The organism is Pseudoalteromonas sp. UCD-33C (genome assembly GCF_001306895.1).
GTDB lineage: Bacteria > Pseudomonadota > Gammaproteobacteria > Enterobacterales > Alteromonadaceae > Pseudoalteromonas.
Genome location: NZ_LJTB01000009.1, coordinates 1 through 12584 on the forward strand (window position 1 = coordinate 1; position 12584 = coordinate 12584).

The 12584-nt window shown below is 42.4% G+C and carries 8 protein-coding genes; 5 read left to right on the forward strand and 3 right to left on the reverse strand.

Translation table 11 applies throughout. From position 1 onward, the window contains the following. Positions 1-234: 234 nt before the first annotated feature. Together AOG26_RS15265 and AOG26_RS15270 are read left to right on the forward strand one after the other, a co-directional pair. Positions 235-2412 (forward strand): YjbH domain-containing protein, encoded by a 2178-nt coding sequence (locus AOG26_RS15265; RefSeq protein ID WP_054563302.1) that lies wholly within the window; start codon positions 235-237, stop codon positions 2410-2412. Between the two features lie 193 nt (positions 2413-2605). Next, a complete protein-coding gene (locus AOG26_RS15270) occupies positions 2606-2950 on the forward strand; it encodes a four helix bundle protein (RefSeq protein WP_054563303.1) in 345 nt (114 codons plus the stop codon). A 99-nt stretch (positions 2951-3049) separates the two neighbouring features. Here AOG26_RS15270 and AOG26_RS15275 read toward each other — a convergent pair whose 3' ends face one another. The 3 genes from AOG26_RS15275 to AOG26_RS15285 all read right to left on the reverse strand — a co-directional run bounded on the left by AOG26_RS15275 (position 3050) and on the right by AOG26_RS15285 (position 6932). Next, complete coding sequence (locus tag AOG26_RS15275; protein WP_082401707.1) at positions 3050-4498, reverse strand: MBL fold metallo-hydrolase; 1449 nt, start codon at positions 4496-4498, stop codon at positions 3050-3052. 425 nt (positions 4499-4923) lie between these two features. After that, positions 4924-6003 (reverse strand): phosphotransferase enzyme family protein, encoded by a 1080-nt coding sequence (locus tag AOG26_RS15280; protein WP_054563304.1) that lies wholly within the window; start codon positions 6001-6003, stop codon positions 4924-4926. Between the two features lie 41 nt (positions 6004-6044). Next, positions 6045-6932: an NTP transferase domain-containing protein gene (locus AOG26_RS15285; RefSeq protein WP_054563305.1), complete on the reverse strand. Its 888-nt coding sequence runs from the start codon at positions 6930-6932 to the stop codon at positions 6045-6047. 435 nt (positions 6933-7367) lie between these two features. Here AOG26_RS15285 and AOG26_RS15290 point away from each other — a divergent pair, with 435 nt between their 5' ends. The 3 genes from AOG26_RS15290 to mutT all read left to right on the forward strand — a co-directional run bounded on the left by AOG26_RS15290 (position 7368) and on the right by mutT (position 11703). Then, the gene (locus AOG26_RS15290) at positions 7368-7844 is read left to right on the forward strand and encodes a DUF721 domain-containing protein (protein ID WP_054563306.1); all 477 of its coding nucleotides are present in this window, start codon (positions 7368-7370) and stop codon (positions 7842-7844) included. Positions 7845-8530: 686 nt separating this feature from the next. Further along, complete coding sequence (gene secA, locus AOG26_RS15300) at positions 8531-11239, forward strand: preprotein translocase subunit SecA (protein ID WP_054563308.1); 2709 nt, start codon at positions 8531-8533, stop codon at positions 11237-11239. Positions 11240-11301: 62 nt separating this feature from the next. Then, positions 11302-11703: an 8-oxo-dGTP diphosphatase MutT gene (gene mutT / locus AOG26_RS15305; RefSeq protein WP_054563309.1), complete on the forward strand. Its 402-nt coding sequence runs from the start codon at positions 11302-11304 to the stop codon at positions 11701-11703. Positions 11704-12584 lie beyond the last annotated feature (881 nt).

The window sequence follows — 12584 nt, forward strand, 5'->3', positions numbered from 1 at the left end:
TTAGTCATCAGACATCAGGAATCAGACGTCAGAAACCTAGCACTAGACACCTATCACCTAGCACCTAGCACCTAGCACCTAGCACCTAGCACCTAGCACCTAGCACCTAGCACCTAGCACCTAGCACCTAGCACCTAGCACCTAGCACCTTCGCTATTAACTTCTCGTTTTTCACATCTAATGTTATATTTAATCTAATTTAAGGATTTTTATAATTTTAACTCGGAATAGGTTATGTCAAAACTCAATCTCTTTTTAGGTAGTGCAATAGCTCTAAGCTCACCACTTGCACTGGCTGATAATGTTAATAATTACCAATCTTTTGCAGCCTTCACAGGATTAATCAACACCCCCAATGCAGAAACTGTAGAAAAAGGTCATGGTATTATTGGTTATAATAACCAGTTAGCCCCACCTCAATTTCCAGCTAGAGGCTCTTTTAATGATGACGGTGAAAGGGTTTATGTCGATGGCCATAACTTTAAGTTTTCGGCAGGCTTATTCGAAGGGTTTGAAGTACAGGGCATGCTAGCAGCTTATAGTATTCATACGAATAAGTTTATTGGTAGAAATTCAGAAATCCGCGATTTATCGTTTAATGCTAAGTATCAAATACCTTATATTCCTAAAGACTGGTTTAATTTAGCGATTGGTGTGCGAGATTTTGGTGGCCGCGCTAAGGCAAATGCCTACCAAACATATTATGCTGTAGCCTCTAAAGAGCTCTGGGATTTTAGGTTTTCAGCGGGGTTTGGCGACAGTAAGCAGCCGTTAGGGCAAATGGATGGTGCATTTGCTGGGGTTGAATGGCAAGTTTTCGACTGGTTTGCACTACAAGCAGAGCACGATAGCGAAGCATTTAATGCAGCTGCAAGGGTAACGGTACCTAAAGAGTGGTTATACGATTTTGGTGAATTAACTTTAAGCTCTCGCTTTTATAGCAGCACAGATAACTCTGAAGAAGATACCTATTGGGCTGTTGATTTTAAACTACCTTTCTCAGATGAAGCCAAAGATAACTATAAACCAGTTAAGCCTGCGCCGTATGTTGCTCCTGTAAGTTCAAAGCCTACAGCAAAAGTTAAAAGTAATGGTTTAGACTTTGTTGAAACAGCAATGGCGCCTGAGCTTGCACAGCAAGACAAAGCTCTGACCGTTGCTACAGTTAAACAAACACCCACACAAGTAACTCAAAAGCTAGCAAGCTCAAGTTTAAATAGCCAAGTAACAGTTTTAAAAGAGGCACTACTTAACGATGGCTTCGAAAATGTTGTAGTTGGTTATAACCTGAATACTGTATTCGTAAACTTTGAAAACTCAGTATTCAACCGCAATGACATCGATGCAATTGGTGTGGTACTTGGTCGTATCGCTGAAAGTGTGACGAGTGCCAATACGCACTTTAATGTACAGCTTTCTAAAACAGATATTCCTTTAATTGCTATACAAGGTAAAGTTGATAACTACCGCTTATTTATCGAACAAGGCGTGAGCCCAGATCTAAATGTGCAACACGGTAAAGCGAATATTCCTGAAGGTGTAGTATGGGCCGGTAAAGCAGAGGCTAGCCCTTACTTTAAACCAAGAGTTACTGTTAGCCCAGTTCTTTCATCTGCTTATGGTACAGAGTTTGGTACATATGATTACTCTTTAGGGTTAAGAGCAAATGTTGATTTGCCACTATGGCAAGGCGGTGGTATTAACGTTAGCGCACAAACTGGCGTATACGAAACCGATGACTATAAAGATAATGGTGCATTCGATGCTTACAGTATTCAAGAAGGTCTTGTAAACGCAACTCTTTATCAAACCTTTAAATTGCCATATGGTTTTTATAACCAAACACAAATAGGCTTCTTTAAAGATTACTTCGATTATAAAACTATTATTAACGAAACAGCTTGGTTAAGCCCTGAAGGCCGCCATAAAGTGAGCGCTAAAATCGCTTATTTTGATTATGCAGATTACCGCGCATCTCGTGAGTACGAAACACTTACATACCAATATAACTGGGTTGAGCAAGATATTACTTTTCATGCTACGGCTGGTAAGTATTTTTATGGTGACACAGGTGTAGCACTTGAAAGCCGCTTCTGGTTTGGTGATAGTTATGTAGCTATTTATTATCAAGACTCAGACGCACAAGTTGCTGGAGTTGCGATTAATATTCCACTTACTCCACGTAAAGACATGAAAGTAAGTCCAATTGGTCAACTTAAAGGCTCTGCTAACTGGCGTTCGGGTGTGCAATCACAAGTTGGAACTAAGAATGTATTAGTATTTAATCAAGGTTACGCACCTATTACTGAAATTAACCTTGATAGAACAATACTCAAACGTGGCCGATTATCTTCAAGTTATATTTATAGCAACCTAGCGCGAATGAAAGAAGCGTATGAGAGTTATAAATAATAGCGACTCGAAGTAACGAGATACGAGATACGAGATTCGAGATACGAGATTCGAGATACGAGATTCGAGATTCGAGATTCGAAAATCGAGATTCGAAAATCGAGATTCGAAAATCGAGATTCGAAAATCGAGATTCGAAAATCGAGATTCGAGATTCGAGATTCGAGTCAGATACTGATGCCAAGGAGTGGCTATGTACTACGAGAGATTAGATGTATGGAAAAGATCTTTTCAATTAAGTCTTTTAGTTTATAGAAGTTTTTATTTACTCAAAGATTTTAGTTTAAAAGATCAAATGTGTCGCTGCTCGGTTTCAATTCCAAGTAACATCGCTGAAGGGTATGAGCGCTTTTCTAAAAAAGAAAGAGCTCATTTCCTTTCTATAGCTAAAGGCTCCATCGGTGAACTCAAAACACAAGTTATGCTTGCTTTTGAATTGGGTTACTTGCATAAGGAAAACTACTTACTCATAACAAATGAGTGTGAAGAAATTGGTAAAATGCTAGGTAAATTAATGTACTTACATAAAAACAATTAATTTACCCTTGTATACTCGCAACTCGCAACTCGCAACTCGCAACTCGCAACTCGCAACTCGCAACTCGCAACTCGCAACTCGCAACTCGCAACTTGTAACTTAAATCTTATGCGGCGGTATTACTACGCTTTTAAGTAATTCGTTTTCCATGATCAAAACGCCTTGATACACGTTTTGTCCATCACTAGAAAACTCAAAAATAAATTCGCTTTTTATACCTGGTTTACCGTGGACGATTTTGATTAAACTTGGCTTTTTACGCATGCCGGTAACAAATCTGATTAATCCTTTTTGATCTGCATGGGCACTGTAGCCGCTAATGGTATGAATTTGTGCTTTAATCATTACTTTTTGATTATCGATAAATACATAGCCGCCGCGTGGGCCGTATTTTTGAATTTCTCGGCCTAAAGTTCCTTGCCCTTGGTAGCCAACAAAAATGACATCGGTTGTTTTGTCGGGCAAAAACCGTTCTAGATAATTAACTATTCTGCCGCCATTACACATACCGCTAGCAGCAATGATTATTGCTGGTTGCTGTTTGGAGGCTAAAAAGTTTATAAGGGCAAGGTGTTCTTGGTGGCTATCAATGGTGTGTAGTTGGTTGAAGTCGAGTGGGTGGCGGCCTTGTTTTACGCGTTTTTTTGCTTCGTTATCCCATAGCTGTTTGAAGTGTAAATATTCATTTGTAAAGTTGGCTGCCATTGGCGAATCTACAATAATTTGCAGTTTATGCCACATAGAGCGCTTGCTTGCAGAATGAATAAGTTGTTCAAACTCATAGAGTAGCTCTTGAGTTCGGCCAATGCTAAAAGCGGGTATAAGTACCACGCCATTATCACTTATGGCACGTTCTATAACCTTTTTAAGTACGGCTACGCGCTCTTTACGACCTTGATGGTTTTTATCACCATAGGTCGACTCAATAACTAATGTATCGGCGCGGTAAGGCGGTTTAGGCGTTGGTAATAAGGGTGTGTAAGGCGCACCTAAATCACCAGAAAATACCACTCTATGCGTATTTGGCTTTTTACCTAGCTCAATTTCAACATAGGCAGAGCCTAAAATGTGCCCGGCACGTTGCAGGCGGATTTTATATAATGAATTTTGATCACTTGGGGCTACTTTTTCGGGGCTAAAGCCCACTCCTTCGGGAATGCAGTACCATGTATTGAAATCGAGAGAGACAATTTGTTGTTTTAGTAACTTTAAGCAAGTGCGGATCATTGCTTCATCGCGAGTTACACCCACTTTTAAAGCATCTTCAATCACCATAGGCAATAGCTTGGCGGTGGCAGCCGAGGTGAAAATAGGCCCTTTAAAACCAGCTGCAAGTAGATAGGGTATGCGACCAACATGGTCTATATGGCAATGTGTGACAATCAGCGCTTTTACTGTTGATATATCAAACTCAATTGCTAAGTTTTGTTTACTGTCTTCTCCTTGAAATAGCCCACAATCAACAAGTACAGAATTTGTGTCATCAATAAATAGCTGGTGACAAGACCCTGTTACGCCTTTCACCGCTCCGTGGTGTTTTATATGCATAATAATCTCCTGATTTTAAGCGAGGTTTTAGAATAGAAGTTATTGACTTATAGAGCAATGGGCGAGCGAAAAGCTATTCAAGGCCAGAGCCGTCCCTACGTTTTAATATAGGCGTAAAATTTTAGGAGCTGTCAGCTGTCAGCGGTTAGTTTACAGATGAACGGTGGCGTTTGTTGGTAATGCATGTAGGAGGTACTTTAGTGCCGAAAGTTTAAGGAGCTGTCAGCCGTCAGTTTGAAGATCAATTTTGGTTATGCATTTATTTGTGGGTTGGGCGCTGTATGTCAGACGCGCCAAGCAAGCGTGACGCCTACGGTGGTGTAGGCGTGAAATTTATTTCCCGCGTTATCTTCTTATATTGCGCGATATAAAATCGCGCCTATGATAACTCGCATCTCGCATCTCGCATCTCGCATCTCGCATCTCTAACCTTTATTTATCTCTAATATCGCTTTTAACGTATGTTCCTTTTCAAGAATATCGCGATAAAGAGCAAACTGGTTGCGGGCGCGTTCTAGGTTGTGGTTTGCATGCTTGGTGGCAAAGTAATTATCGCCATCAATAAAGTCTGTTAAAAAGCGCAGGCCAATCATAAAGGTCATGACCTTGGTGCCTAACCAAAAGCTTTCTTTTTCGGCGTCGGTGATCACATCTTGTAGTGGTTCAACATAACCTTTAACGATGGCGGCGAAGATCTCTTCACGAACACGTACATTATTTAGGTTGGTTGAATCTTCTTGCTCAGGAGAGCAGAAGGTACGCACCATATCGCCAAAATCAAATAACCAATAACCAGGCATACAGGTATCGAGGTCGATGACTGCTTTTGCATCATCAGATTGCGTGCAAAACAGCATGTTGTTGATTTTTGTGTCGTTATGGCATGGTCTTAAAGGAATGTTTCCTTCAAGCTGTTTTAACTCATCAACTAAAGACTGCTGAGCTAAACAAAAATCGATGTCGTCTTGGCAAAGGGCTACACGGTTTACAGGATCTTTTTCGATGACTTTTTTGAAAGCATCAAAGCGCATCGCTAAGTTATGAAAATCAGGGATCACATGATGCAGCTGATCAGCCTGAAAATCTTGTAATGCTAGCGCGAATTGTCCAAATGCATTGGCTGCAGTTTGTGCTTGCGAGATAGTTGCTACCACATCTTCACTATAACTGCCGCCAATAAATTCGAGTGCACGCCAAATACCTTGATCGCATTCAACTAAAAAGTCGCTTTCGATAGTTGGAACATGACGAATAATTTCGAGGCTGTATTCACCATTGTCGTGTTTTTCACTAAGGTGCTGCTCAATTAGTCGTGCATTTTCAACTAGGTGCTCAGGGTTAGGAAACACATCGGTATTTAACTTTTGCACAACCAAGGCGTTTTCTTCTGATTTAAGTAACATGGTTGTGTTGATGTGGCCATTGCCAATTGGCTTTAGCGTTACGTTATCTGTGCTTAAGCCAAAGTGCTCAGAAAGATAAGTTGCAACAGGATTAGACTTCATTAATTTTCCATTACTTATTTTTTGCAAGAAGAGGCGAGGGTTTAATCGTTTAGCTTACGACGTAACTGACATAAAGTGTGTGCTATTGCATCCAGTTCAGCTTTGTAGGTTACGCCATACCATGGCTCTTGTGCAGTATAAACGGTTACAGCTTGGCGGTTATCTTGAATCGCGAGTTGTATCTCATTTGGTAAATAATACTCTTTCGTGACACCGTTGTCAGTATTTTCTAAAAACTCAATAAAGCCTGTTTCTAAGTCATTAAATAAACTCGGTGTTATTCCCCAAAAGCTCATAGAACCTAGGGCATCATCGGCAATTTGTAATCTCTCACCATGTGGATTGTTGCCTTTTAAAACATTATTTTCGAGTTTAATATCTAGGTACTCGACCACATCAGTCAAATGCTGGTGGTTATCAACAGAGCATACACCACGATTTACACCACCTTCTTCGGAGAGCGTATCTTTTATTGGGTAACCTACCATGGCCCAGTTACTATGCTGTTTGAAGTGTTCGCTAAGAACAGCAAAAGAAGACTCGCCATAATAATCATCGGCGGTAATGGCAATAGCAGGGTTGTTCACATAGGGTTTTGCACAAAGTAATGCATGACCTGTACCCCAAGGTTTTAGGCGTTCAGCGGCTAAGTGTTCATAGCCATTTGGTACTGCACTAATTGCTTGCTCAACTAGGATTACTTCGAGCGACTCAGGTAGGCGCGGTAAAATCGTCGCTTCAAACTCTGCACGAATTTTTTTATTAATGATGATCACCGCTTGGCTCACACCAGCTTTAACCGCATCCTGAATACTAAGTTCCATGATGGTACAGCCCAGCCCTGGAATTTCGGCAATTTGTTTGTTTCCGCCAAAGCGGCTACCCAGCCCGCCAGCCAATACGATTAAAGTAAGAGAGTGTTGAGTCATCGCGAAAGTTAAATAAAAAACAAAGGAAAAGTGTACCAGAAACAATCACGGGGGAGGAAGAGAAGCTTTAAGCTATAAGCTGTAAGTTTTGAGCCGAGCGGTGTTGTTTGTGGGCCTTACCCAAGGGCCTACCTCGTAGGAGGTACTTTAGTGCCGAAGTGTTTAGAGCAATTCACGGCTAAAGCCGTTCCCACGTAGGCGTATAATTTAAGGAGCCGTCAGCCTTCAGCTGCCAGTTTTGAGCCGAGCTGTATTGTTTGTAGGCTCTTTAATGATTTTCCGGTTTGGTGTTGAATGTTAGACGCGCCAAGCAAGCGTTGTACCTCGCATCTCGTACCTCGCATCTCGCACCTCGACTCTCGAACCTAATAGCTTCATATTTACGTAGGTGGTATATTCTCTTTGTGGTGATTAACCTTTTTAGGTAGACGATTAATGGCAAAAGATAGATACGCGCCAAAAGCTGTTGGCGATATTATGGCGGGCTTGAGTGGTCGCTTGGCATCTTATGCTGGTAAAACCCAAGGCTTGTCTTCTCAACAAACGATTCTTGATGACTTTTTAGGTGAAACGCTTTCGAAAAAATGCCGAGTAAGTAATTACCGTGATGGTACTTTGATGATCGAAGCGGTTTCGGCACCGATTGCACTGCGTTTAAATTACTTAAAAATGGATATGCTCTCGCATTTTCGTGCCGCTGGTATGGTAGAGCTTGGGCAAATTAAAATTACCGCAAACCCACAAGCAACTCAGCGCTTATCGGCAACAAATAAGCCAGAAGAAAAGCCTGTTTCTAAACGTCAAATGAGCGAACAAACAGCCGATTACCTCAGCGCCATCGCCGCAGACGCCCCTCCTTCTTTAAAAGCCAAGTTAGAGCGTTTAGCGCAACATGGGCGGAAAAATAAGTAAAGCCATCAGCTTTCAGCCGTCAGTTTTTAGCCGAGCGGTGTGGTTTGTGAGCCTACCCCGTAGGAGGTACTTTAGTGCCGAAGTGTTTAGAACAATTCACGACTAAAGCCGTTCCTACGTTTTGGTGTAGGCGTGAAATTGTAGCAGCGGGTTTACCCCGCGTTATCTTTGAATATTGCGCGATATAAAATCGCGCCTACGATAATTCGCATCTCGCATCTCGCATCTCGCATCTCGCATCTCGCATCTCGCATCTCGCATCTCGCATCTCGTTCCTCGCATCTCGTTCCTCGCATCTCGTTCCTCGCATCTCGTTCCTCGCATCTCGTTCCTCGCACCTCGTTCCTCGAATCGCCTTTTTTCTCCCCTGATCTTGATTTTATTTCGATTGTCGCCATATCTATTCAGTAATCTTGTTTTCACCCTTTTTATGGGGTTAGATCAAAGATTATGGCTGATTTTTAAATTTTCTTGCCGAAATTCCATATCTTCATAAACAGAAGGTTTGATGTTGCGCAGACTCTGGTATGATAGCGCACGAAATAAGCGGTGTTTTGAACAGCGTACTGATAAATTGTTAATTAATATGCCCTACATCATGAGCATAAGCGCATATTAATTATCAATTGAAGAAAGTGGGTTAGCTAATGACTAGCTAACAAAGAATACATTGTAACGGTTTTATCATGATATCTAATTTATTTACCAAGATTTTTGGTAGTCGCAATGACCGCACTATTAAAAACCTAAGAAAGACGGTCGCTCTAATTAATGCGCTTGAAAAGCAATTAGAAGCGCTTTCTGATGAAGATTTAAAAGCAAAAACAGCTGAATTTAGAGAGCGTTACGATAACGGACAAAGCCTAGATGACATTTTACCAGAAGCATTTGCTGTGGTTCGTGAAGCATCTAAGCGTGTAAATGGCATGCGTCACTTCGACGTACAGCTACTTGGTGGTATGGTTTTACATCAAGGTCGCATTGCGGAAATGCGTACCGGTGAAGGTAAAACACTAACAGCAACATTACCTGCATACCTTCGTGGTTTAACAGGTAAAGGTGTTCACGTAATTACCGTGAACGACTACCTTGCAAAACGTGACGCCGAAACTAACCGCCCATTATTTGAGTTCTTAGGCCTAACAGTTGGCTGTAACGTACCAGGTATGATGCCACAGCAGAAGAAAATCGCTTACGCTGCCGACATCACTTACGGTACTAATAACGAATTTGGCTTTGATTATCTGCGCGATAACATGGCATTTAGCATTGAAGAGCGTGTACAACGCCCACTTTACTACGCCGTAGTGGATGAGGTGGATTCAATCCTAATCGATGAAGCGCGTACGCCGCTTATTATCTCAGGCCCAGCTGAAGATAGCTCTGAGCTTTACATCGAAATCAACAAAATTGTGCCTGACCTAGAGCTACAAGAAAAAGAAGATGAAGAAGGCGTTGAAGGCGACGGCGATTACACGATCGATGAAAAGTCTAAGCAAGTTCACTTAACTGAACGTGGTCAAATTAAAGTTGAAGAGCTACTAATTGAGCGCGGCTTAATTCAAGAAGGTGATTCACTTTACTCAGCTTCAAGCATTACATTATTAAGCCATGTGTATGCGGCACTTCGTGCTCACAAGCTTTATCAAAAAGACGTTGATTACGTTGTTAAAGAAAACGAAGTTATCATCGTTGATGAGCACACCGGCCGTACAATGGAAGGTCGTCGTTGGTCAGAAGGTTTACACCAAGCTGTTGAAGCAAAAGAAGGTGTACGCATTCAAAACGAAAACCAAACATTGGCATCAATCACATTCCAAAACTACTTCCGTTTATACGACACGCTAGCGGGTATGACAGGTACAGCAGACACAGAAGCGTTTGAGTTCCAGTCTATCTATGGTCTAGACACAGTAGTAATGCCAACTAACAAACCGATGATCCGTGACGATCGTGCTGATCTTGTGTACCTAACACAAGAAGAAAAGTACGAAGCAATCCTTGCTGATATCAAAGATTGTCAAGAGCGTGGTCAACCGGTACTTGTGGGTACTATTTCTATCGAAAGTTCTGAGTACTTATCGCAGTTCTTACGTAAAGAAAAAATTAAGCACAACGTACTTAATGCTAAGTTCCACGCGCAAGAAGCTGACATCGTTGCCGATGCGGGTTTACCTGGCACAGTAACTATTGCAACTAACATGGCCGGTCGTGGTACCGATATCGTGTTAGGTGGTAACTGGAACAGCGAAGTTGAAAAGCTAGAAAACCCAACTGATGAGCAAATCAAAGCGATTAGAGATGAGTGGCAAAAACGCCACGATGCAGTAATCGAAGCGGGTGGTCTACACATCATTGGTACTGAGCGTCACGAATCTCGTCGTATCGATAACCAGCTACGTGGTCGTTCTGGTCGTCAAGGTGATGCGGGTTCAAGCCGTTTCTACTTATCAATGGACGACGCGCTAATGCGTATTTTCGCTGGTGAGCGCATGACTAACATGATGCGTAAACTAGGTATGCAACGCGGTGAAGCAATTGAGCACCCTTGGGTTAACCGCGCAATCGAAAACGCACAACGTAAAGTTGAAGCGCGTAACTTCGACGTTCGTAAACAATTACTTGAGTACGATGACGTAGCAAACGACCAACGTCGTGTTGTTTACTCGCAACGTAACGAGCTACTTGAAGAAGGCGATATTTCAGAAACTATCACTGCAATTCGCGGCGATGTGCTAAATGGTGTGATTGACCAATTCATTGCACCGCAAAGCTTAGCTGAAATGTGGGATATCCCAGGTCTTGAAGAACGCTTAAAACAAGATTTCTTAATCGAGCTGCCAATTTCACAATGGCTAGCTGACGATAGCAAACTATACGAAGAGAAGCTTCGTGAGCGTATCGAAGAAGCGGTTGAGCAAGCATACAAGCAAAAAGAAGAGATGGTAGGCGAGTCTGTACTACGTCAATTCGAAAAAGCGATTATGCTACAAAGCCTAGACCAACATTGGAAAGATCACCTAGCTGCGATGGACCACCTTCGTCAAGGTATCCACTTACGTGGTTACGCACAGAAGAACCCTAAGCAAGAGTACAAGCGCGAGTCGTTCGAGCTATTCTCTGAAATGCTAGAGAACTTAAAAGTCGACGTTGTGAGTATTTTAAGTAAAGTACAAGTTCGCGCTGAAGAAGATGTTGAGAAAGTTGAAGAGCAACATCGTCGTAGCGAAAATGCACCACGTGAATACCAACACGAAGAAGCCGAGCACATCGGTGGCGAAACACCAGAAGGTGCTGTAGTTACACAACGTGCAGAGCCAAAAGTAGGCCGTAACGAGCCGTGTCCTTGTGGTTCAGGTAATAAATATAAGCAGTGTTGCGGTAAATTAAAATAACCAAAACACGGTGATAAAAAGCGACGCTTGCGTCGCTTTTTTTATGATTAAGGAAACAACAAATGACTAAAAAAGTAGTGCATGTTGCTGTTGGCGTTATTTATAAAGATCAGCAATTATTTATTTGTAAGCGCCCAGACGACAAACATCAAGGCGGCTTATGGGAATTCCCTGGCGGCAAAGTAGAGCAGGGCGAAAGCGTATTTGCCGCACTTCAACGCGAGCTATTAGAAGAAGTAAACCTAACTGTAAACGCCAGTGAAGAGCTAATGGTTATCGAACATGACTATGGCGATAAATGCGTACGTTTAGATGTGCACATTGTTGATGATTTCACAGGCACGGCCCATGGCGCTGAAGGCCAACAAGGCAAATGGGTTGCACTCAACGAGCTTGATGATTACAGCTTCCCAGCCGCGAATGTTGAGATTATCGAAAAGATAAAACAGAGGTATGAGCTGTAACAGCCGTCAGCTTTCAGCTGTCAGTTTCTAGCCGAACGGTTTTGTTTGTAGGCCTTTGCCAAGGCCTACCTCGTAGGAGGTACTTTAGTGCCGAAAACAATTCACGGCTAAAGCCGTTCCTACGTTTTGATGTAGGCGTGAAATTGTAGCAGCGGGTTTACCCCGCGTTATCTTTGAATATCTGTCAGTTTCTAGCCGAGCGGTGTTGCTTGTAGGCCTTTGCCAAGGCCTACCTCGTAGGAGGTACTTTAGTGCCGAAAAACAATTCACGGTTAAAGCCGTTCCTACGTTTTGGTGAAAGGGTAAATCGTAGCAGCGGGTTTATCCCACGTTATCTTTGAATATCTGTCAGTTTCTAGCCGAACGGTTTTGTTTGAAGGCCTTTGCCAAGGCCTACCTCGTAGGAGGTACTTTAGTGCCGAAAAACAATTCATGGCTAAAGCCGTTCCTACGTTTTGATGTAGGCGTGAAATTGTAGCAGCGGGTTTACCCCGCGTTATCTTTGAATATCTGTCAGTTTCTAGCCGAACGGTTTGGTTTGTAGGCCTTTGCCAAAGACTCACCTCGTAGGAGGTACTTTAGTGCCGAAAAACAATTCACGGCTAAAGCCGTTCCTACGTTTTTGTGAAAGGGTAAATCGTAGCAGCGGGTTTATCCCGCGTTATCTTTGAATATCTGTCAGTTTCTAGCCGAACGGTTTTGTTTGTAGGCCTTTGCCAAAGACTCACCTCGTAGGAGGTACTTTAGTGCTGAAAAACAATTCACGGCTAAAGCCGTTCCTACGTTTTGACGTAGGCGTGAAATTGTAGCAGCGGGTTTACCCAGCGTTATCTTTTGTATATTGCGCGATATAAAATCGCGCCTACAATGTAACCACTAAC

Bases quoted from the DNA above. Each gene is read 5' to 3' on its own strand.
- AOG26_RS15265 (WP_054563302.1), top strand. From the start codon at position 235: ATGTCAAAACTCAATCTCTTTTTAGGTAGTGCAATAGCTCTAAGCTCA.
- AOG26_RS15270 (WP_054563303.1), top strand. From the start codon at position 2,606: ATGTACTACGAGAGATTAGATGTATGGAAAAGATCTTTTCAATTAAGT.
- AOG26_RS15275 (WP_082401707.1), bottom strand. From the start codon at position 4,498: ATGCATATAAAACACCACGGAGCGGTGAAAGGCGTAACAGGGTCTTGT.
- AOG26_RS15280 (WP_054563304.1), bottom strand. From the start codon at position 6,003: ATGAAGTCTAATCCTGTTGCAACTTATCTTTCTGAGCACTTTGGCTTA.
- AOG26_RS15285 (WP_054563305.1), bottom strand. From the start codon at position 6,932: ATGACTCAACACTCTCTTACTTTAATCGTATTGGCTGGCGGGCTGGGT.
- AOG26_RS15290 (WP_054563306.1), top strand. From the start codon at position 7,368: ATGGCAAAAGATAGATACGCGCCAAAAGCTGTTGGCGATATTATGGCG.
- secA (WP_054563308.1), top strand. From the start codon at position 8,531: ATGATATCTAATTTATTTACCAAGATTTTTGGTAGTCGCAATGACCGC.
- mutT (WP_054563309.1), top strand. From the start codon at position 11,302: ATGACTAAAAAAGTAGTGCATGTTGCTGTTGGCGTTATTTATAAAGAT.